Source organism: Paenibacillus sp. FSL H8-0260 (genome assembly GCF_045040625.1).
Lineage (GTDB): Bacteria > Bacillota > Bacilli > Paenibacillales > Paenibacillaceae > Paenibacillus_AQ > Paenibacillus_AQ odorifer.
Genome location: NZ_CP150298.1, coordinates 3,859,246 through 3,882,088 on the forward strand (window position 1 = coordinate 3,859,246; position 22,843 = coordinate 3,882,088).

Consider the following 22,843-nt stretch of genomic DNA (forward strand, 5'->3'; position numbering starts at 1 on the left):
TTAATTGCCTCCTTTCGGACTGAATGCTTCCTGGAGACCGTCTGCTACAAACAGAAACGAAAGCAAGGTTATTGCAAAGATACCTGCCGGAAAATACAGCAGCCATGGAAAGCCGAGAATATTCTCACTGGCTTGAGCAATCATACTCCCAAATGAAGGGATTGGCGGCCGAAGCCCCATGCCAAAAATACTTAAGCCTGCAATCTGGATGAGATCACCGGGAATCCCGAAAGCGAGAGAGACACCCATACTGCCGATAACATTCGGCAACATATACCGTCTGGCAATATGCGCCTGAGATGCGCCTAACGCTCTTGCCGCTTCCACCATCTCCCCGTCCCGCATACTTAGGACCAGACTTCGGATCAAGCGTGCATACCCCGCCCAACCCGGAATTCCAATTGCTAGAATCAAAGATAAATACCCACGTCCCAGCATAATGACTAATATCAAGGCGAACAAAAATCCCGGCAAGGTCATCATAAAATCCACAGCACGCATAATAATCATATCGGCGATTCCGCCGCGCAATCCGGCCCACAAGCCCAATATGATCCCGATAATGAAGCTGACCAAAGTCGCGCCAAAAGCAATAATCAGAGCGCTTCGAACACTGAACAGAATCTGGCTGAACATGTCATGCCCCACATTATCCGTACCAAAAATATGCTGCCAGGTCGGCCCTTGATTGATAGCCAAAAAATCTCCCGTGCGATAGTCATATGGGGCCACCCAAGGTCCAATGATCCCCGCGATCAAAAAAAGGATAACCCAGACCAAACCAATAACGGCAAGACGATGTCTTTTAAATCGCTTCCAACCTTGATAAAACTGGGATCTCTGAAGATTCTTTTTTCTCTTCAAAGCTACATCCGATTGAGTTGCTGCAACTGTGCCAGCCAATTGCTCCCCCTCCTAGGTTCGTATAGTCTGTGCCGCTTATAATCTGACACGCGGATCAATAAAGGCATAAATAATGTCAACGAGTAAATTCATAATCATAATCATGGATCCCAGCAGAAATACAGATGTGATGGCGAGCGGATAGTCGAAACTGGTAAATGCCGTCTGCATCACCTGACCAAGCGCTGGAATGGCGAAAATTTGCTCCACCCAGATCGTGCCCATCACTGTAAAAGCAAATTGAGGTCCGATGACGGTTATCATCGCAGTCAGCGAGTTTTTGACACCATGCTTAAAAATCATCGGCCAATATTTGACACCCTTAGCTTTTGCGGTTCGCATAAAATCCGACCTCATGGTTTCGATCAGACTGCCCCGCATATATCTGGCAACAACACCGACATTCGCCGCAGATAAACAAATAATCGGCAAAATTGCTTGCCTCCAGTGACCCCATCCCGTTACGGGCAGAATCCCTTGAAACACAACACCAAATAACAAAACCATAATCACCGCGAGAACAAATGCCGGAATAGCCTGACCCGTCAATGAGATGGTGCTAACAACATAATCAATCCAAGTGTTACGTTTGAGTGCTGCAATAATGCCAAGCGGAACCCCGATAATTACCGAAAGAACAACAGATCCAAAGGCCAAAAGTGTACTGATCGGCAAAGCCTGCTTCAGTTGAGTCGCAATTTGCAAAGACGGATTCTGCATCGAATTACCGAAATCGAAGGTTAATTGATGCCAAATATACTTCATGATTTGTTGCCACAGCGGTAAATTCAAACCATACCGGCTTTGAAACTGGTCCATGACTTGTTGATAGAGAACAGGGTTTTGCCCTTGCAGCGGAGCCAGTGCCGTAGCCATGGTATTCGTATTCATGAAACCGCCAGGTGAATAATACATCATGGTATAGCTAACTGAAATGACCAAGATTAAAGTGATAATAATTTGTAAAATGCGCTTTGAAATAAATTTCAATATGGTCAAATCCGACCCTCCTTTACCGATTCACGGGCACCATAATTGGCGCCCGTGATTGGTAATTATTCAACCCATTTAGGATTATTCTACAGATAAAAGATGTAGCCCATAGAAGTTGCCCCATGCCCAAGGATTTGATTGCACTCCTGTAATGCCGGGTTTTACCAAGAAGTATTGCTGTTGATAATACAACGGAACAGCATAAGCTTCTTCGAGCAGGTTATTAACTACCTTAGCCGCGATAGGAGCAGCGTCTTCGACGGTCAGCGCATTTACGAATTGCGCTTGCCACATTCTCAAATCTCTTAAGGTATCAGATTGATAACTGTTGTAATATACCTGTACATCAAGTGCATTTTGATTCAACTTGCCACCTGGCGCGTTTGGTGCTACGAAGGTCCAAGCGGTTACAAAGGCAGCATGTTTTTCATCGTTATTTTTAGCATTTTTCCAAAGGTCTACAATCTGTTGCCATTGTTCAGCGGCCGTTGGAAGCCCCGGTTGTTTCAAATAAGGCTGCCAATCTGCAGGCTGCTCTGCTGTCCATTTATCCAAAAAGGCGATATCCTCATTAGCAGCTTTTTCTAATGCTGCCCAGTCGCTCCATTCCACACCGGCGTTCTTATTATCCGGATCCCCATATTTTTCAATGGCCGGTTTATAATAAGTTTCCTTGGTCCAATCCACGAATTGTTTCGTAGCTTCTAGCGGGGCATCCAGTGTTCCTATGGAATATAGTTGCTGCGTTGCACCCATGTCCAAACTTCCTGGTTCACTCCAGTTGGTTGCGCCCGACGCCAGAATAAAGCCTGGTTTTGCATCGCCCTGAGGTCCGCTGTACTGATAAGCGTTAAACTGCGCCTCATTGAGCTGAACTAGCTCTGTTTTGATACCAAGATTTTGTTGCAGTAATTGACCTAACGCCAAAGCGATTTGTTCACCCTGAGCATCTACTTGCTTGACCCCAACATACAACGATAGGGTTGGCAGACCTTTACCGCCTTCATAACCAGCATCCTTCAATAATTGTTTGGCTGCCTCGAGATCTTCCGGAAGTCCTTGCTCCAGTTTTTCCGTTGGCCAACCTGGTGAAGCAAAGATATTGGTCGCCCCGCCCATGCCGTTCAGCACCGATTCTACGATCGGTTTACGCTGGATCGCTTTGGCGATAGCCTGGCGCACCTCTTTTTTGTCATATGGAGATTCCGTTGTCGGGTTGCTCCAGAGCAAATATTTGATCGCATAAGTCGCTGCAGTATACAGCTGGGACTTTAGCTCCTCCGTTTTCTTCACGTATTGTAAATCAGACGCGCTTTGGATTAGAACGACATCTGCATGGCCGGACATATAATCCTCCACCGGCACGGTTGTCGCCGGAAGAACATGGATGGTCTCTACATTGCCGTGATTAAGCTGGCCGGCTGCACCTACATAATTCGGATTGCTCACCATGACCAGTTCACCGTTAGGTGTAAAAGATTTAACCATGTAAGGGCCATTGCTCACAAAATTCCCCGGTTCAAACCACTTACCAGGGTTCGCTTCGACCGCTTTAGGATTCATAGGCATCGACCCGGAAAGAACCATATCCCCCAGAATAGCGTGAGGCAGCGTGGTCGTAATTTCCAGCGTGTAATCATCAACTACTTTTAGACCAACTTCTTCTTTACTTACAGATCCGGCATGGTATGCATATCCGTTCTTCACAAAATTAAGTACGCTTAGCCAAAGTTGTGCGGTTGTGTTAGCTGGATCCAATTGATACATATAAGAAAAATAAAAATCATGGGCGGTTACTGGATCGCCGTTTGACCATTTGGCATCTTTACGGAGGGTAAATGTCCAAGTTTTTTTGTCATCGGAAACGGTATAACCTGTCGCAATTTTCGGAACGATTTCATTATCCTGATTGTAGCCATAAAGCCCTTCGAGCAAAGTTCCTTGCCCTACCAGAATTTGTCCTTGCCATTGTGTAGGATCGAGCGTCGGGATCTTTGGATTGAAAACGGTTACCGAACTTCCCGCTTTAATTTCAAGATCAGAAGCGCCCTCATTCTTAACTGCCGTTTGACCCACATCACTGGTTGCTTTTACCGAAGTATTGCTATTACCTGCAGCATTTTTACCGTTCTCATTGGCACTATTAGAGGAATTACTGCAAGCAGTCACAGATAACAAAGAAAATGACAGAAGTAGAGCTAAGAACGCGTTCTTTTTTTTCATCCTCAAGTGAACCCCCTCATACATAGTCATAAAAAAAACTAACATTTTATTATCTTGTTATCTATTATGTTATCCTTCACCTTTTCATGCTTTGCCCCCCTAAATTTAAACTCCGATGTTTGTTTGTGAACTTACGAATGTCTTCTTTTGAATATCACTTAGTAAACTAAGAGTAATCGCTTACATTCTAAAATTTTCCACAAAGATTGTCAAGAAAAAATGTTACGTTAGTTAGCATAACTAGTTATTATTAATATAACTTAATATTATAATATGAATTTTTCGTTAATTTTTTATTAGCTTTTTTAGTGTTATTTCGTAAATAACACTAACTTATTGACGAATTTTAGCTTATTTCTTGTAATGCTGATATAAATGCTATAGAAGAACTAGTTCTATGAGTTGAGTTCCTTAGGACACAATAAAAAGAGTGCATCCCGGCAGTCATTTTATGACCTTTGGGATACACTCTGAACCATTTAGATATGGGAATCGGAATAAAATACTGTTATCGATACAAATATCAGAATAGGTGGACTCCGCCTCTACCGGAAATTATCTACACACTCATGTAGAAAGGCGTCTAATGTGCGTGGATCTCTGTCGAGTAAACGCTTCACAGTGTCATTTGGACTTTCTGGCACCATCCTAGACATGGTTTGAATTTCCACAACGTGGTTCGCGAGCCAAGGAGGCAGATTCCCATGCTCAATAAGATTACGGAGTAGTACTTGAGGGTCCATGTTGATGTAACTTATCGGCCGATCAAGCAGGGCAGATAGTCGACTCGCGATCTGGGGATAACTGAAAATCTCCGAACCAGTAAGCGTATATATATGGCCTGATACCTTGTCGTTGGTCAGAACTTCTGCGGCAACGTCTGCAATATCGCGACAGTCAATAAAGTTACACGGTGAAACGCCCATAGAGCCGAAGAAAACATTTTGGGTTGTGATCGTTGGTGCAAAGCGCATTAAATTTTGCATGAACGCATAAGGGCGCAATACGGTATGGGTGATACCCGATACCCTCAACGTGTTCTCAATTTCTTGATGCCAGCCCGCCACTGCCACTGGAGCGCTCTGCTCAAAGGCTGGACTGGATATTTTTACGATATGTTTGATTCCAGATTCGGTAGCAATCTGAATGATTGAGGTTTCCAATTCGATTTGTCTTGGACTGTTGGACATGGCAAGGAAGAGCTGGCTAGCACCTGTAAACACGCGTCGCAGCGATTCAGGATCGGAAGCATCTACCCTTGCGACCTCAGTAGTCGATCGGCCTTTTTCTCCGATCTGATCACGCAACTTCTCTGGCTCTCTGCTCAGCGCCCTGACAGGTACGCCAAGATCAACCAAACGTTCCAAAAGCACACTTCCAATCGTACCTGTTGCTCCCATAACAACTATCAATTTTATCTTCTCCTTTTGGATGAAAAATTAGTTGTGACGGCAACTCGCCACCGCCATGTCACTATCGTGCTCGCTATGAATCCAGACAACGGGAAATCGATCCAGACACGATTTACCCAGACCAAGTGATTACTCGGAATCATAATTTCTACTACAACAGATGTCACCCATGCAGCGTATAGCCCAAATGATGACCCGGCCATTGCGAATACCCCTACCACAACCAAGTGAGGTGCACCGATGACCCATCGCAAATGGCCCACTCGACTATGCAACAAAAGTCCAATCATCAAGGCCATCAAGGCGGATGCACCGCCAATAGTGGTCAATGCCGCTATTTGAAGCCCACTATCTACAGTAACCAATCCCCCGATACCTGCCATAATGGCAGGAGCAGCATAGGCCATTACAACTTCACGCCATAGTACAAAAGTCTTTTTCTTGGAACCAACAGCCTTGATGCCGTAAACATCATCTGTCTGATTCGGGTATTTTATCTGGTTCATTTACTTGCTCCCTTCTTCTTTGAAATAGTTCAACGATTGATTTCAGCGAATTATAATTAGGTGCCTAACTATATAAGAGTAAAAATAGGCTAGCTTCACTAGCCCAATTCTACTCATTACTGATGTTTCCCTTTGGTTTCGAGCCTAATTCGCCCGTAAGTGCTGAAATGCCTTGTGTAACTCGACCTAGCAAGTCGAGAAATACGCTCCGTTCTTCGATGTTGAGCAACCCCACCATTGCTTCCAGCCGAGCGAAATGCTCAGGAGCCATTTCACGGAGCTTCTTCGCTCCTTCTTCCGTTAAAACGACTGATTTCTGACGGCCATCGTCTGAGCTTAATCGCCGAGATACTAGCCCATCTCGTTCAAGAATGTCGATAAGACCAGTCACTGTAGCACGTGTAACTCCTAGATGCTCCGCTAATTGCGAAGGCAACTCTTCTCCTTCGTTATCTTCAAGATCTGCCAATAAACGATAACGCCCTGTTGATAAACCGAATCTAGAGAAATGAATCTCCGAGGCGTGTCCAAGCATGGCTCCCGCTGCCATTAGCCTAGACGCGACGAGTATAGCCTGTGCGTCTATGTCTAGGTTATAGCGATCAATCTGACGCTTGGATTGTACAAGCGAGGGAATAGCCTCAATGTCGTTTATTTTTTTATTATTGTTGTTCATATTTGTAGTATGGTCCCTAACTACTTTTGTGTCAACACATTTTTTTATACCTCGTCAACCCCGGAGTTAAACAGTTGGATTTGGTTGTAACTCTATATTTCTCCCAAAGCTTGATCAATCGACCTTCAAGATCTTCAATCCGTAGTGAATATTCTGCTCTTATTTTCAAAAGTAGTAGAAGTTCTGTCCGCATCATTCTACTATTCAAATTTTAACTGAAGCGAATCACAGATTGGCATATAGCCTATCTTTTGATAAATGCTATTAGATGTGGGATTTGCTAAGTCGGTATATAAGACGCATCTAGTAAACCCTTTATCCAATGCAAGTTGGCTTATTTGCGCCACAATTGAAGTTGCGTAACCCTTTCCGCGCTCATATGGAGGGGTATATACAAATGCTACGCCAATAGCCGTCTGCATCTCCCTTGTATATCCTGCCATAGAAACGGGTATCCCGTTGTCCTCTAAAATATATAGTTTTTTCGATGCTATTCGGTAGAGGTAAGGGTCTGCATCTTGCGGGATGGACATTTCTGTTTTACCATAACTCCCCGCTGCATAAAATGCTTCAGCCCAGTATGGGAAAAAGTGAATATCCTTTTTATCTAGCAATCGAACGATACCAACCTTTTGAATGTCTGGGTTTACTGCCGTAAGTTCATATATACGTTGGGTCATGATTGTTTTAAAGGTTGTTCCCTTGCGCAAAGTATATTCTTTGGCAAAATACTCTGCCAAGGTTTTTTCGGTCATCACACCTGGAATTTCACGGTCTTTCAGCCCATCTACAAGACAGTTTATAGCTTCTGGGTTAATTATGTTGTCTGTTGCATAAAGCGTAATATTGTGTGGCGGTGTCATTATGGCGGTAAGTTGTATGCCCTTAGCATCCGAAATCGTTACCATAAGCCAATTTACAGGGTCACGCCAGTCTGTTTTGTCTTTTCCTTCATGTCCAATTATGATATTGCCAAGAGGAATCAAATTTTGTGCTTCATGACGCATCAGCATACCATAGGTATCATTGTAAAACTCATACACATCCGTATACAACTTGAATTGCATTGCAATATCCCCCTTTCATCTGGTCAACGTTTTTCCGGATTTTTCGAACTAATCGTTCTTCTTACGGTTTGTTCATTTTTCGCCTGCCAATTTAATAATTAATTTATGAAGACGCAAAAAACCCCATCCCATTAGGGACGGAGTTGCTCCGCGTTACCACCCTGATTGACGTTTATAATAAACGCCCTCTTTGCCATCGTCCAACAACGATGCTTCTTTGTAACGGTAGAATCCCGGTCCCATCTACTATAATTCGGGGGACTGCTCTGAGGTGATTTTTGGATTCGGATATCCGCTGCCTCGCACCAACCGGCAGTTCTCTGAACGGCTTTTCCAGATCTACTTGTCCTCTTCATCCCATTTGGTAATTATTAATTAAGTTTAATATAAGACAATAGGAATTTTCTGTCAATAATTCAAACAACAATAAAGACCTTTAAACTTATATTGCTTCTAAAGCAGATAATCCAACTAATCATGCGACTATATGATTGTGGAGACTACACTCCAGTCTGCTTATTTTCTTCATCAGCACATAGCACCAACCTTTTACTTACCTGCTTAATCTGTTTCGATTAGCTTGGAGGTCAACTTCACTACTGGCCTGATATACTTCAAAAACCGCTCCGGATCGTGATAAACGTAAATGATTCTCCCAGCGGAAGTATCAAAGCAGTAACCAGTGTCTGCAAAACTAAAAGTTGCCATTGCCCTTTCCATCTTTTCCTCTACACTACGATTTTCCTGCTCATAATTGAATGGCCCATGTTCAAAAACAATATACTCGGCTTCGAGAACATCAATCATAAGCATTTGTGGAGGTACTTCACCTTTATAATCAAAAGGAAGACGTACACCAAAACACTCTGTACGTGGAATACCCCAATCGCAGAGTCTGCCATCCGGGTCATTAATGTAAGCCATAATCTGACCGCTGCCACCGTTAGATTCACTCCCGCCATCGTCATCCAATTTGCCCTTGATACTATCGAGTAAGCCGCAAATTGTTTCGCAGTCCTGTCCTGTAATAAGACTTTGCTTTTGCCAAAAATCCCAATACCCATTACTCTCATAGTTTTTAATGTGCAAAAATTTGTGAGTGGGAATGGTTACAAAATAAATGTTAAGATCATCTGTAGATTTCATCATACCAATCTCTCCAAATCCGAAAAAGTAGCGGTCGAAAGAGTTTATTTTTGTACGAAGGGCGACAGGCATAGGCTTTTTCCGGTATTCACTTGGAGTTACACCATATGTTCCCTTGAAAGCCCTGGTAAAAGCTTCATGTGATGAAAAACCATAATCAAAAGCAATATCCAAAATGCTCTTTTCACTATCCCGAACCTCTTTTAGTGCAAAGGCTAATTTTCTATGCCGTAGATAATCCCTAAATTGCATTCCCGATATTTCCTTAAATTTTCTCGTAGTATGAAATTCGGAATAACCTAACTTGTGAGAAAGAAATCGTAGCGTTATTGCTTCACTGTTACGATTCTTAATACACTCGTCAATTTCATTAACGATTATTTGGATTTGCTTGTGCCACTCGTACAATTGGTCTGTTCACCTCGTTTCAACCACTCTATAGTCATTGTAGAGTAATGGAATTTGCATTGCTTGATTCTACTTGCGGAAAAGAGATGACAATTCAAACGTTTTGGTCCTACTATTTCGGAATCTCATCATGAAACGGTACCACTATTTCGTTTGTATCGTTAAGGAATACATATTGAATCTCAGATTTCCCCTTTGCATTTAGTGGTCGGTGTATAACCCTATCGTTCTGTCAAAGTTATTTCCGCAAGCAGCTTAAGCGTGTCATGCATTCGCAGGATGGACAAGAAGCATGGAGTATCGGGAGGCATTAAACAAAAGGGCTCGGACCCGTTGAGACATGGGAGTGAAAATGACATGCCCCTACAGTTGTTCCAAGCCACCGCCTCCTCAATTTCCTTCTTATCTCACATTTAGCTAAAGGGTAAAATCCTACGAATTCATGAGCCTGCATGAGTAAACTAAATCATTTCGGAGGAGTTCAATGCCCATCTCATTCCGGGTAATGGTGATGATTAGGCCCTGTTAGAGTCTGGCGAACGTGATGTAATCGACTTGGACAGGTTCTGCCAATTCCATCCGAAGTGCCCGGTTGATCTGTCCCCGGTGATATTGCCCATGTAAAATGACCTGCGACAAGATATCCCGGACGGACGTTTGGAACGGGACTCCGTTCTGGTTCGCATAATCGACCCTCACGTCCAAATCAGATTCCTCGAGCCCTTCGATATACACACGATATTTCTCGGCGTTTTCTTCGAACTCCGTTCGGATCGCCGTCAGGTCCTCTGCTTCCTCCCACAACGAATATTGCGCACTACCCTTGCCCTGCAATCGGGACAGCCAGACTCGTTCCGCAACCGCGACATGCCGAACCAGCTTCAGAAGGTTCTTGTTCTTCATCTCACTCTCCTCGAGCGCTTCTAAGATTTGTGCGTCCGCCCAGTACAGGTGGTCCATCATACACTTGATCGTCTTCATTTTCGTTTCCCCCTCTTCGCCTCATTGGATTAATTGAACCTACCGTTTCCCGTAATTGGTCATTTATTTCACAAATAATCATAATCTTCATCAGTCAAAGGTTCTATTTTTTATCGCGCTCAATGGAATCAGGAGACGTGTGTCGTCTTTTGGTTAGAATCAGAAAATATAAAAGATGAGACCTTTGCCCTCGGCTACAGTTTGGCTGTAGAAACGCCGGATTTCGTTAAAATGCTGTAGCAGGTAGGCAAAGAACGCATCCTTATCCTCGTCTGAAACAATATCAGGTTCAAGAGGATATACTTCTTCCTTAACCATGGCCGGGAAATCATACCGCAAGCGGAGCTGCGCTTCATCCAGCTCAGAAATAACCTGATGCGCTTCTGCAACTTGCTTGGCACGTAAGGAAAACGCCCCGAATGAGCCAAAATCGATGCCTTTGTCTGATGTCAGCGGAACAACATAACTAAGAGGGGCATCTCCATCGGAAATAACTCCACAAAGCAAGTAGTGAATCGCCTCCCAGGATCTATCAATGTCCAGTCCGGGATAATCGTCTATTTTCAAGCTATTCAATGCAATGTCGCCTGTAACAATTTGCTGCACTAGGTTGTCATCCATAGCAAAGTAATATCCACGCATTCCCATGTTGTCACCCTTCCTTCCATTCTAGTAGTGACTATACTGCCCTATCATAATGTAACCTCTGGATTTATCCCGCAGGATAGAAAAAGAGTGAAGATCAGCCCCCTACGTAATCATAATATCTTGTGCGCACAAGTTACTACATCCCGTTTAAGATAGGTATGTCCTACACTCTTTAACTAATGAATTTTATGTGTAAAATATATAGTCTCCCACAGCTGTCACCGAAACCATATCCCATATACGGCGAGTCCGACTAATAGTCTTGACTACGGACCCAGCTGACGCTATTGGCGAATTTATAGCCCTTGGAGCAAGTTTGCGGACTCCAGCGCTGCTATTCTCCCGCAAGCGGTGCATATATAGCCCTTTTCATGCAAATAACGACTATGCGGTCCGATAGCAGTCCAAAAAGGACGTATTCCCGCGTTTAGGGTCATCTGTGTCCGCTAGCGGCTTCGTACATGCAAATGTGATGTAATCACCCATGATCCATACAAACTTCCAGTTAGACTATGACTCCACTGTTAATTGACCCGTATCCATATTATTAAGCACAAGTTTCCCTTCCAGCGGGGTGCCATCTTCGCTCGCAAGCTTCAGCTTACCCGTACGGCCCTTTTCAATCAATGCCTTTACTTGTGTATCTGTAAGGGTACGCCCGTGGTTCTCTTTCCAGATCACGAACTTGCAGCCTTCTTTGTAATGAGAGCAGCCGTAGCCTTTTTTACCCATAAAAATCATCCCGCCACAGCCAGGACGCGGGCAGTTTCCGATAATTTTCGGACCTGAATTTGCTGATTCTTCTTCGTTAGCTGGTTTACGTTTTCTTGGCGCGGCAGGTTTATCGCTACTTTTACGAGATGTACCTCCACCACTCCGACCTTTAGCCCCTGTATTCACAGAAGGAGTTTCCCCTTCAAAAGAAGTTTTGGACGCCCGAGACTGCACACGAACCTTGTCCACGATCATACAGGCAAATCTTTTTACATTCTCCATAAATTGTCCGTCCGACGCCGTACCTCTGGATATCTCGTTCAAGCGACGTTCCCACTGGCCGGTCATTTCAGGTGAAGTCAACAGCTCGATGCCCGCTCCACGTATCAGTTCAATAGCCGTTCGTCCTTTTTGCGTGATGGCGATTTTTTTGCCTTGCATTTCAATGTATCCGACATTCTTAAGCCGTTCAATGGTTGCTGCTCGTGTGGCTGGAGTACCCAGCCCTGAATCCTTCATAGCATCCCGAAGCTCTTCGTCCTCAATCTGCTTTCCGGCACTTTCCATCGCTCTAAGCAGCGTGCCTTCCGTATAGTGTTTTGGCGGCTGTGTATCTTTCTCTTTAACGATAGCGTCACTACAGATCACCTCATCGACCGGAGCGATTGCGAATGGTTCATTCACTTCAATCTCTTCGTCTTCCTCATCATCCTTGTTTTTTCCTTTGGACGACTTCGTTTTATCTTTCTTCTGGTCCGCGTAAATTACCTTCCAACCGAGACTTAATAATTCCTTAACAGTAGTTTTGAACTTTTCGTCCTCTACATCAGTCATAACCGTATGCACTTTATATTCCGCAGCCGGATAGAACTGTGACAAAAAGCGCCGCACAATCAAATCATACAGCTTTCCCTCATCCGCACTAAGCCCTGTTGCTTTCCGATATGTAGGCAAAATCGCATGGTGATCCTCTACCTTGGAGGGATTGCAGATAAATTTGTTTCCTTTATGAACGAGATTACGATTCGCGCCCTTCACCCATTCATCATAAGCCGTCCCTTGGAGCGCAGATAAAGTCTTATGCATCTCCGGAATATTTTGTTCTGTAACATAGTTAGAATTCGTCCGCGGATAGGATATCACCTTATGCTTTTCATATAATGCTTGTGCGATATCGAGTGTTTTTTTAGCGGAAAAAGCGTACTTCCCGTTCGCCTCCCGCTGCAGCAGCGTTAAATCATACAGTTTATTCGGATACTCTTTCGTTTCCTTAACCTCATAAGAGTCAATACGTCCCGGTTTTCCTTTGACCTTGGCAGCCAGCGCCTCCGCCTTCTCACCATCAGTGAGCCGGTCACCCTGCCACATACCTTTATAAGTCATTTCATTTTGTGTAAAATGGCCCTCTACCTCAAAAAACTTAAGGGATGAGAACGCCTCAATCGTCTTCTGGCGATCATAAATAAGTGCAAGTACTGGGGTCTGAACTCTCCCCACCGACAGCAGCACATTATGTTTCGTAGTAAATGCACGTGATCCGTTCATACCGATTAACCAATCGGCTTCACTGCGCGCTTTTGCTGCTTTGGTTAGATTCTCGTACTCCGCCCCATCCTTTAGCTCTTGAAAGCCTTTGCGGATTGTCTCTGGTGTCAAATCGGAAATCCACAGCCGCTTCACAGGATGTTCAAGCTTCAAATGCCGCTGAATGAGCGAAAATATATGCTGGCCTTCTCGCCCGGCATCACAAGAATTTACTAGCAGATCGCTTCGTTTAGCCAGCTCTCCGATTACCTTCAGCTGATCAATGGTCCGCGCATTAGGAACTAGCTTGAATGGGTCCGGAATAATGGGAAGATCATTAATATTCCATTTTTTGTATTTCACATCATATGCATCCGGCTCAGCCAATCCGATTAGATGCCCTATTGCCCATGTAATAATGTACTGCTCCCCTTCAAGATAGGAACGGTAATTTTTAGCCTTTGGTTCTATTGCGGCGGCGATATTCCGCCCCATGTCCGGTTTCTCCGCAATAATAAGTGTCTTCAAAAACATTCGCTCCTTACCTTCTCGTTCTTAAGTCCAAAATAGGTCCAGTACTCTATTATAACATTAACCTCGGTTTTTTTTAATCGACCGGACTTTTCATAATCTTTCGTTTGATTTAAAATAAGTTGGTATAAGCGTATTCATATATCGGAGGGAAACAAACCTTGTATGAGAATCACAGATTTACAGAACCTTTTTCTGATCGAAACCTCTCTGCCCTAAAGGCGGATTGTGAGCAGTGCTTTGGCTTGTGTTGTGCCGCATTGCCTTTTGCTGCTTCCATAGATTTCGCTAGAGACAAAGACGCTGGACAGCCATGTCACAATCTACAGTCGGACTTTCGCTGTGGTGTACATACAGAGCTAAGAGAATTAGGCTACCGTGGTTGTACGGTCTATGACTGTTTTGGAGCTGGGCAAAAGATTTCTCAAGTCACTTATGCTGGAGAAGACTGGAGGAAAAAGCCGAAAACTGCGAAGCAAATGTTCGAGGTATTTCCGATCATGTGGCATTTGCACGAGCTGCTTTGGTATTTACATGAATCTTTAAACTTAGAAATAACCCGTACAATCCATACGGAGCTGCAAACAGCTCTCGATGAAACGGAACAGCTCACTTTACTTAATCCTGAAGCACTTGTAAAAGTGGATGTTGCCGCTCATCGAGCAAAAATCAATATGTTACTGTTGCAGGTCAGTGAGCTTGTACGAACTGAGGCTCGCCGTAAACTAAAGAAATCAGCGAAGAATTTCAGTCGAGGTGCCGACCTTATGGGAGCTAAGCTCAAAGGAGCCGATCTCAGAGGCGCCAATTTGAGAGGAGCCTATTTAATAGCCGCAGACCTTAGGGACGCTAATCTCAGAGGTGCAGACCTTATTGGGGCAGACTTTCGCGATACTGACCTCAGAGGTGCTAATTTAGCAGAAGCTCTCTTTCTCACTCAGGCACAGATCAATGCGGCAAAAGGAAATACTCTCACAAAATTACCAGCAACACTCTCCTGCCCTGATCATTGGCATTCCCATTAAATGAAAAAAGATCATTTATATCAGCTGTGAATTGAATTGTTTGATCCGAGACACAGCTTCCATAATTTCTAAGACTTCTTTCCCCGCTGTGTTTCGGTTCAGATACTCTACTCTTCCCTGTGATGCTTCCTTGCCCACAACTATTGATAGAGGTATCCCGATCAAGCTTGAATCTTTAAATTTCACACCAGCGCGTTCATCCCTATCATCAATCAGCGTCTCAATGCCAAGCTTGGTTAGTTGATCATAGAGACCTTCGGCAACCGTCCGCTGCTCACTATCCTTGACGGACATTATCAAGATATGAACCTGATAAGGTGCCAATGCTGCTGGCCACATTAATCCATCCTCATCATGATGCTGTTCAGCAATAGCGGATAAAAGCCGTGAGATACCAATTCCGTAACAGCCCATAATCATAGGTTGACTTTTGCCTGAAGAATCTAAGTAAGAAGCGCCTAGCTTTTCACTGTATTTAGTACCTAATTTGAAGACATGACCCACTTCAATCCCTTGATGAAAATGCAAAATACCCTCCAAACAATGCGGACAAACTTCACCTTCTGCTACATTCCGAAAATCCCCCACATGCCCAAGCGAAAAATCTCTGCCGGGTACTACATTACGGAAGTGATAATCTTTTTCTCCCGCCCCTGTAATCCCTTGAGTCATATCAGCTACTGCCGCATCTGCTAGGACAGTAAGCGTTAAGCCTACAGGTCCTACAAATCCACTTTCAACGCCCGCTAAGGATTTCACAGACTCGTAGTCAGCAAGCTTAATCTCATTCGTTCCTAAATATTTACTTACCTTTATTTCATTGACTTCATGATCACCCCGGACCAGTACAGCAAAAATCTGTCCGTCACCTTCATAGATTAATGTTTTGATAATCTGGTCTGGCCGGATATCTAGCTCCTGCTCTAGTTGCTCAATTGTGCGCAAATCAGGAGTGAGGAATTTCTCTATCTCCGGTACTTGTATGACAACTTCATTTTTTACAGGCCGCACGGACTCTGCCTGTTCCAGATTGGCCGCATAATCACAAACGGTGCATGCAGCAATCGTATCCTCCCCAATATCAGCCAGCGCCATAAATTCATGACTGCCGCCCTCGCCTCCAATCGCACCGGAATCCGCATGGACAGCACGGAATTTCAATCCACATCGCTCAAATATCCGGTGATAAGCCTCGAACATTGGGATATATGATTTATCTAGACCTTCCAGGTTTGTGTCAAAAGAGTAAGCATCCTTCATCAAAAACTCTCTGCCTCTCAGCAGTCCAAAACGTGGTCGGCGTTCATCTCGGAACTTGGTCTGAATCTGATATACGGTAATAGGAAGCTTTCGATAGGAGCTGATCTCATTCCGTACGAGTGTGGTTACTACTTCCTCATGTGTAGGACCTAGTATGAATTCCCGCTCATGACGATCCCGCAGCGTCATCAGCTCCTTACCGTATACCTCATACCGGCCTGATTCTTTCCAGAGCTCCGCAGGCTGCATAGATGGCATCAATACCTCCTGAGCTCCAGAGACATCCATCTCATGCCGCACAATCGCTTCTATTTTCCGTAAAACACGTCTTCCAAGCGGTAAATAAGTATACACACCCGCTGCTAATTGGCGTATATATCCCGCACGCAGCAGTAGTTGATGACTGCTTGTCTCCGCCTCTGAAGGTGCCTCACGCAGAGTTGTTAATAAAAGATTACTTTGACGCATATTTATACCCTCCCTAAAAAATGAACGCTCTAAACGCAAAAAGACACATTCGTCAGGGACGAATGTGTCGTGATACCACCCTTATTTAACCGCCAGCCCGTACATAGTCTACACTTGATTTGGCGATCCTCGATCGAATAACGGCCGATTCCGGCAGCGGTTATACGCTGCAGCTACCCAGGCAGGATACCATCCACACGTATTTGAGGAACCTTTCAGCCGGTGAGTTCCCTCTCTGTTCTAACGCTACTAGGATCGTAAGTCCTTGGTCAATGCTTTTGTCATTTAAATATTGTATTAAATCTATATGAAAATAATATTTCCGTCAAGCGTCGGCTCCAAAAAGAAGCCGCTTCTCCAGCAGGTAAACTGCTTTTGAAACGGCTTCTTGAATTAATGCCTAGACAAGAACGCTTGAGCCCATCAGGTATTTATCCACTTCACGTGCAGCTTCGCGACCTTCATTGATGGCCCAGACCACCAAGCTTTGACCACGACGCATATCGCCAGCAGCAAACACTTTATCCACGTTCGTATTGAATTTGCCGTAACGTGCTTTCACATTGGTACGACGATCAGTCTCCAGGTTAAGCTCCTCAACAATATCTTGCTCCGGTCCATCGAAACCAATAGCGATGAGAGCGAGTTGAGCAGGATATACAGCTTCCGTTCCAGGAACGGGCTGGTAGATTTTACGACCTGTCTCATCCACGATCCGGCGGATCTGCACCGTATGAAGCTCCTTCAAGTTCCCCTCTTCATCCCCAACAAATTTAGTGGTCATGATAGAGAATTCACGCGGATCATCGCCAAAAATAGCTTTCGCTTCTTCTTGCGCATAATCCAAGCTGTACACATTCGGAAATTGCGGCCAAGGATTAGCAATCGGATCCCGTTGCAGAGGCGCTTTTTCATGTGTACCAAATTGAGTGATACTGCCGCAGCCATGACGAAGCGCTGTGGCAACACAGTCAGATCCTGTATCCCCGCCACCCAAGACGATTACATCTTTACCTTCAGCGGATACATAGTTACCATCCTCCAGATTGGAATTCAAGTAACTCTTGATCGTGCCATTTAAATAATCCATGGCATACATAACGCCCTTAAGCTCACTGCCTTCAATGTTGAAACGGCGTGCCTTAGTTGCTCCACCACACAGAACGACCGCATCATACTCATCAACAAGCTGCTGAGCCGGAATGTCTTTACCAATCTCAGTGTTCACTACGAAGTTAATCCCTTCAGCAGCCAGCAAATCTACACGACGTTGTACAACTTTTTTATCAAGCTTCATAGTAGGTATTCCATATGTCAGCAGTCCGCCAATGCGGTCACTGCGCTCAAATACAGTTACAGAATGTCCAGCCTTGTTAAGCTGTGCTGCTGCGGCAAGTCCAGCAGGTCCAGAGCCTACGATTGCAATTTTTTTGCCAGTCCGTTTCTCCGGAGGATTAGGTACAACCCAGCCCTCTTCAAAACCCTTATCAACGATCGCAAGTTCAATTGTTTTGATGGTTACCGGCTGTCCGATCAGGCCCACTGTGCAAGAGCCTTCACAGGGAGCGGGACAAATACTGCCTGTGAATTCAGGAAAGTTGTTTGTCTTATGCAGACGTTCCAGTGCTTCTTTCCAGAGTCCGCGATACACCAAGTTATTCCATTCCGGAATTAAATTGTGTACTGGACAACCTGAGGTCCCGCCAGCCATATCAATACCTGTATGGCAATAGGGGGTTCCGCAATCCATACAACGTGCGCCCTGTGTCCGAAGCTCGTCCTCGGATAAATGATGGTGGAATTCTTCCCAGTCCTTTACCCGCTGCTCAGGATCCCGATCACCTGGGAGCTGTCGTTTATACTCCATAAAACCTGTAGGTGTAGACATGTTTACGTTTCCCCCATCCGTTCTCTTCGTGTTGAAGTATAGTACATTGTAGCATATTGCGGCTTCGTATGGTTGTCAGCAACGCAATGAAGTACCTGCACATTCTATTCTATACCTATACATAATCATTTCTAATTTTAATTATAGTAACATTCATCACTTTTGCACAGTAATGGATAAATCTACTGATTATTTGTACTATTTCACATGTTATGTCAGAGAAAACGTTTTATTGCTATTCCGTACGTTCATAAACAAGGAAACGGTAATCATACGGATTCTTCTCATCACGAATTCCCTTGATATTGGAGACCTCTTTCCACATCCTCCAGTCAATCTCAGGAAACCGGGTATCTCCTTCAAAATCCTGTTCGATCTGCGTCAACATCAACTTGTCAGCATACGGCAACATCAACCGGTAAATTTCCGCACCACCGATTACCATCAGCTCATCTTCTTTTCTACCCTCGCTGAGAGCCTCTTCAAGCGTGTGTAGAACCTCTGCACCTTCAGCTGAATAATCAGTATCCCTAGTTAGAATTAGGCTCGTTCTGCCCTTCAAGGGCTTGCCTCCGAGCGAATCCCATGTTTTGCGGCCCATTAGGATTCTTTTGCCTAATGTTTCTGCTTTGAAATAAGCAAAATCCAGCGGCAAATGCCAAGGCATATCGTTATCTTTTCCTATGACATGATTGGCACCCATTGCCCATATTAAGCTAATACTCATGAAGTTCTCTCCTTCCTCCATACTAAAGTAAAAAACTATACTGCCAGAAATAATATTTGCGAATCTTCATTTACAATTACGTTATACTGCGATCGGCGCTTTTATCGAAGGATGCGGATTGTACCCCTCAATGACCAGATCTTCCAGTTCAATATCAAAAATTGATTTCTTCTGTGAATTAATAACCAGTGTAGGCAATGCTCTTAATTCTCTTGATAATTGCTCTTTCACTTGCTCAACATGGTTTGAATAGATATGCGCATCACTAATGCTGTATACAAACTCGCCTACTTCTAGCCCACATTCGTATGCGATTAAATGCGTAAGCAAAGAGTAAGATGGAATATTGAAGTTTGCCCCGAGAAAAGAGTCCGCACTGCGTTGCAGCAAGTGACAGCTTAGTTTACCATTTGCAACGTAGAACTGGAACATAACGTGGCAGGGCGGTAACGCTGCTTTGCTTCCTTTCGTCCCAGCATTTATAACATCTTCCGGGTTCCATGCGCTGACAATTAAACGCCGAGAATCAGGATTTGTTTTGATCTGATGAATAACATCTTGTAATTGGTCAATTGATTCGCCAGTAGAAGATGTCCAATTCCGCCATTGCTTACCGTAAACGTTTCCTAGCTCGCCATATTTGGCAGCAAACTCATCATCTTCTAAGACACGATCACAGAATGCTTTCATCTCTGCTTGATATAATTGATTAAAATCTTCATCAACTAAACAACGATTCCCGAAGTCTGTCATATCCGGGCCAGCATATTCGTCCGAATCAACCCATCTTTTAAAAGCCCATTCATCCCAAATATGATTATTATTTATCAATAAATAACGAATGTTGGTATCACCTTTAATAAACCACAATAGCTCGCTTGCAATTAAACGAAACGGTGTACGTTTTGTTGTAAACAGCGGGAAGCCTTTTGATAAATCAAATCGCATCTGATAACCAAATACACTAATTGTACCAGTTCCTGTACGATCTTCTTTTTTCACACCATGATCCAAAATATATTGTAAAAAATTCAAATAGGTTTGTTCTAACTCATTCGTCAAAGTATTGCACCTCCGTAATATTTCACCTCATATATTATATCTGAAAAATCCGATTTTTGTAGAAGGTAAGATAATTTTTAAATATATTTAATAATCGGGTTACCTATTCAATTATAAAGGATTGATTCAGCAATTGTATCTCTACTCCGCTATCCTAAGCTCCACTCTTGCCCCATAAGCCCGAAGGCTTGCTTGTCCACCCACAGGAAAGGTAATCATCGGCGATGTATGTCCAAAGTCCACGTCTGCAATCACAGGAATATCGGATAATTCTTCTTTTGAGCGGATAATTGTGGTCAGCAGCTTCTTTGACATACGCGATTCTTTTTGGAACCTGCCGATCACCAACCCTTTGACCTCTTCAAACTCAGGCTGATGAATTAGGGATTGCAGATCTCGATCAAAGGTTGCAGGTGCTGACTCATAATCATCCTCAATGAACAAGATAGAATTTTTAAAACTTGGCATATACTCTGTTCCCTGCAAAAGATTTAAAGTGCATAAATTGCCACCAATAATCGTTCCTTTCGCTTCCCCATCATTGATAATGAACGAACCTTCATTTTTAATAAATATCCGGTTTTCCTGATCCAGATACCACTCATCATCACTCCAATGCCTGGAAGGCTGCACTAGAATTTCTTTATTCTCCATCATCAGCTTGCGGAAATATTCGATAGTATATTCATTATCGTGGAGCATCGCAAATGTGGAAAAATGCGGTCCGGAGTATGTAACTAATCCTGTTTGAGCATAAATCGCATTACTTAGTGCAGTAATATCCGAATAACCACATAAACGCTTTGGATTCTCTGCAATGATTGAATAATCTATATAACGCAGCAGCTGGTTACTATTGAAGCCCCCAATGGTCGTTAATATTCCTTTCACTTTGGGGTCTAAAAAGGCTTCGTGCAAATCCTCAATTCTTGAATCGATAGAAGAGGAAACAAAATCATCCGTCTCAAAAGAATTTGTTGAAATGGATATCCGAAAACCTAACCGTTCAAGCTGCTCTTTAGCGATTTTTCTTTGCTGAGCATCGATTAATGACAAACTTCTGGAAGGAGAGATAATACGCAGCTCATCTCCAGGCTTTAATTTATCAGCTCTCATCATTGAACCTCCCTATATTTATAAAATACAGATTAAGTAATTGCTCTTCCTCCCAGTATATCTCTTTTCAAAAAAGTGGAAAACACAAAAAAAGGCGGAACGCATTTGCGTCCGCCTTTCTGTTGCCTGCTAGAGCAATTTTTGGAGAAAAATTATTTCATTACATGAATTGGGTGACCTTCAACCAATTCAGCAGCTTCCATGACGATTTCGCCAAGGGTTGGATGCGCATGAATAGTCAAAGCGATATCTTCAAGCGTTGCGCCCATTTCGATTGCCAAACCAAGTTCAGCGATCAAGTTAGAAGCTTCGATACCAACGATTTGAGCTCCCAGTACCAAATTGTTCTCGGAGTTAGCAACAATTTTGATGAAACCTTCTGGGCTGTTCAAAGATACTGCGCGACCATTTCCTGCGAACGGGAATTTGCCACTTTTCACTTTGTAGCCTTTGTCTTTTGCTTCTTTTTCAGTCAAACCAACGCTTGAACACTCAGGATCTGTAAATACAACAGCTGGGATGACTTTGTAGTCAACAACAGATGTAAGTCCTGCGATTGCTTCAGCAGCGATTTTACCTTCGTAAGAAGCCTTGTGAGCCAAAGCAAGACCTGGAACAACGTCGCCGATAGCGAAGATGGTAGGAATGCTTGTGCGTCCTTGGTGATCAACTTTGATCAATCCGCGCTCGTCGAGCTCAAGACCGATCAGGTCCAGACCAAGTTCACCGTCAGTGTTAGGACGACGACCTACAGTAACAAGCAAGTAATCTGCTGTAACTTCTTTGGACTCGCCACCAACAGAGTATTTCACGGTTACTTCTTTGTCGTTCTGAACAGCACTTTCAGCTTTAGCGTTAGTTACGATTTCGATGCCAGTTTTAGCCATGTTTTTCGCAACAAGACGAGTCATATCTTTATCGAAGCCTGGAAGTACAGTATCCAAACCTTCGATGATTGTTACTTTAGTGCCAAATTTAGAGTACATTTGACCAAGCTCGGCACCGATGTATCCACCACCGATTACGATCATGCTCTTCGGAATTTCTGGAAGTTCCAGAGCTTCAGTCGAAGACAGAATACGTCCGCCGAATGGGAAAGGTTTAAGTTCAATTGGACGGGAACCTGTAGCAATGATGCAGTGTTTGAAGCGGTAACGTGGAGATTCATGATCATTGAACACACGTGCTTCTGTGTCGCTGATAAACATGCACTCGCCGTTAAATACTTCAATTTTGTTGCCCTTCATCAAGCTAGTCACACCGCTAGTCATTTTTTTAACTACGCTGTTCTTGAATTCTTGAGTTTTGGCAAAATCCACTTTAACATTCTCAGCTGTAACGCCGAAAACTTCACCATGCTGTGCGGATTCAAATTGATGCGCAGCAGCGATCAAGGCTTTAGAAGGAATACATCCACGGTTCAAACATACACCGCCGAGTTCCGATTTATCCACGATGAGGACTTTTTGGCCGAGCTGGGCGGCACGAATTGCCGCCACATACCCACCAGGACCTGCACCAATGACCAATGTATCAATATCTAGTGAAGCGTCTCCTACTACCAT

The 22,843-nt window shown here is 43.9% G+C and carries 18 protein-coding genes and 1 other annotated feature; of the genes, 1 reads left to right on the forward strand and 17 read right to left on the reverse strand.

The genetic code is table 11. The features are described 5' to 3' along the window. The 11 genes from MHI51_RS17125 to MHI51_RS17175 all read right to left on the reverse strand — a co-directional run bounded on the left by MHI51_RS17125 (position 1) and on the right by MHI51_RS17175 (position 13,729). Positions 1-903, reverse strand: coding sequence for an ABC transporter permease (locus tag MHI51_RS17125; protein ID WP_081383373.1), 903 nt, complete (start codon positions 901-903; stop codon positions 1-3). A 36-nt stretch (positions 904-939) separates the two neighbouring features. Beyond that, entirely contained in the window at positions 940-1,902 is a 963-nt protein-coding gene (locus tag MHI51_RS17130; RefSeq protein WP_036687660.1) for an ABC transporter permease, read from the reverse strand. Positions 1,903-1,977: 75 nt separating this feature from the next. Further along, positions 1,978-4,119: a peptide ABC transporter substrate-binding protein gene (locus MHI51_RS17135; RefSeq protein WP_405173119.1), complete on the reverse strand. Its 2,142-nt coding sequence runs from the start codon at positions 4,117-4,119 to the stop codon at positions 1,978-1,980. Positions 4,120-4,664: 545 nt separating this feature from the next. Next, a complete protein-coding gene (locus MHI51_RS17140; protein WP_405173120.1) occupies positions 4,665-5,531 on the reverse strand; it encodes an SDR family oxidoreductase in 867 nt (288 codons plus the stop codon). Positions 5,532-5,533: 2 nt separating this feature from the next. Continuing rightward, positions 5,534-6,037, reverse strand: coding sequence for a hypothetical protein (locus MHI51_RS17145; RefSeq protein ID WP_076304101.1), 504 nt, complete (start codon positions 6,035-6,037; stop codon positions 5,534-5,536). Between the two features lie 109 nt (positions 6,038-6,146). After that, complete coding sequence (locus MHI51_RS17150; RefSeq protein WP_036687664.1) at positions 6,147-6,713, reverse strand: MarR family winged helix-turn-helix transcriptional regulator; 567 nt, start codon at positions 6,711-6,713, stop codon at positions 6,147-6,149. A 200-nt stretch (positions 6,714-6,913) separates the two neighbouring features. Then, positions 6,914-7,780 carry a GNAT family N-acetyltransferase gene (locus MHI51_RS17155; protein WP_076218224.1) on the reverse strand — a complete coding sequence of 289 codons (867 nt, stop codon included), beginning with the start codon at positions 7,778-7,780 and terminating at the stop codon, positions 6,914-6,916. Between the two features lie 130 nt (positions 7,781-7,910). Beyond that, positions 7,911-8,145, reverse strand: a binding site (T-box leader). Positions 8,146-8,341: 196 nt separating this feature from the next. Continuing rightward, complete coding sequence (locus tag MHI51_RS17160; protein WP_405173121.1) at positions 8,342-9,334, reverse strand: helix-turn-helix transcriptional regulator; 993 nt, start codon at positions 9,332-9,334, stop codon at positions 8,342-8,344. 525 nt (positions 9,335-9,859) lie between these two features. Then, positions 9,860-10,315: a DinB family protein gene (locus MHI51_RS17165; RefSeq protein ID WP_076277043.1), complete on the reverse strand. Its 456-nt coding sequence runs from the start codon at positions 10,313-10,315 to the stop codon at positions 9,860-9,862. A 159-nt stretch (positions 10,316-10,474) separates the two neighbouring features. Further along, positions 10,475-10,963: a YfbM family protein gene (locus MHI51_RS17170; RefSeq protein ID WP_076130031.1), complete on the reverse strand. Its 489-nt coding sequence runs from the start codon at positions 10,961-10,963 to the stop codon at positions 10,475-10,477. A gap of 510 nt (positions 10,964-11,473) precedes the next feature. Continuing rightward, positions 11,474-13,729 (reverse strand): type IA DNA topoisomerase, encoded by a 2,256-nt coding sequence (locus tag MHI51_RS17175; RefSeq protein WP_076218007.1) that lies wholly within the window; start codon positions 13,727-13,729, stop codon positions 11,474-11,476. 164 nt (positions 13,730-13,893) lie between these two features. On the opposite strand from MHI51_RS17175, the gene MHI51_RS17180 reads away from it, so the two are divergent. Continuing rightward, complete coding sequence (locus MHI51_RS17180; protein WP_076277044.1) at positions 13,894-14,757, forward strand: pentapeptide repeat-containing protein; 864 nt, start codon at positions 13,894-13,896, stop codon at positions 14,755-14,757. A 15-nt stretch (positions 14,758-14,772) separates the two neighbouring features. On the opposite strand, the gene MHI51_RS17185 is transcribed toward MHI51_RS17180, so the two are convergent. From MHI51_RS17185 to lpdA, 6 genes are all read right to left on the reverse strand, one after another. Then, positions 14,773-16,485 carry a proline--tRNA ligase gene (locus MHI51_RS17185; protein WP_405173122.1) on the reverse strand — a complete coding sequence of 571 codons (1,713 nt, stop codon included), beginning with the start codon at positions 16,483-16,485 and terminating at the stop codon, positions 14,773-14,775. Positions 16,486-16,885: 400 nt separating this feature from the next. After that, positions 16,886-18,373, reverse strand: coding sequence for a glutamate synthase subunit beta (locus tag MHI51_RS17190; RefSeq protein WP_076130028.1), 1,488 nt, complete (start codon positions 18,371-18,373; stop codon positions 16,886-16,888). Between the two features lie 235 nt (positions 18,374-18,608). Continuing rightward, positions 18,609-19,100, reverse strand: coding sequence for a dihydrofolate reductase (locus MHI51_RS17195; RefSeq protein ID WP_341002940.1), 492 nt, complete (start codon positions 19,098-19,100; stop codon positions 18,609-18,611). Between the two features lie 81 nt (positions 19,101-19,181). After that, entirely contained in the window at positions 19,182-20,162 is a 981-nt protein-coding gene (locus MHI51_RS17200) for a thymidylate synthase (protein WP_076277047.1), read from the reverse strand. A gap of 141 nt (positions 20,163-20,303) precedes the next feature. Continuing rightward, positions 20,304-21,278: a S66 peptidase family protein gene (locus tag MHI51_RS17205; RefSeq protein WP_076277048.1), complete on the reverse strand. Its 975-nt coding sequence runs from the start codon at positions 21,276-21,278 to the stop codon at positions 20,304-20,306. A gap of 152 nt (positions 21,279-21,430) precedes the next feature. After that, positions 21,431-22,843, reverse strand: coding sequence for a dihydrolipoyl dehydrogenase (gene lpdA, locus MHI51_RS17210; protein ID WP_036687684.1), 1,413 nt, complete (start codon positions 22,841-22,843; stop codon positions 21,431-21,433).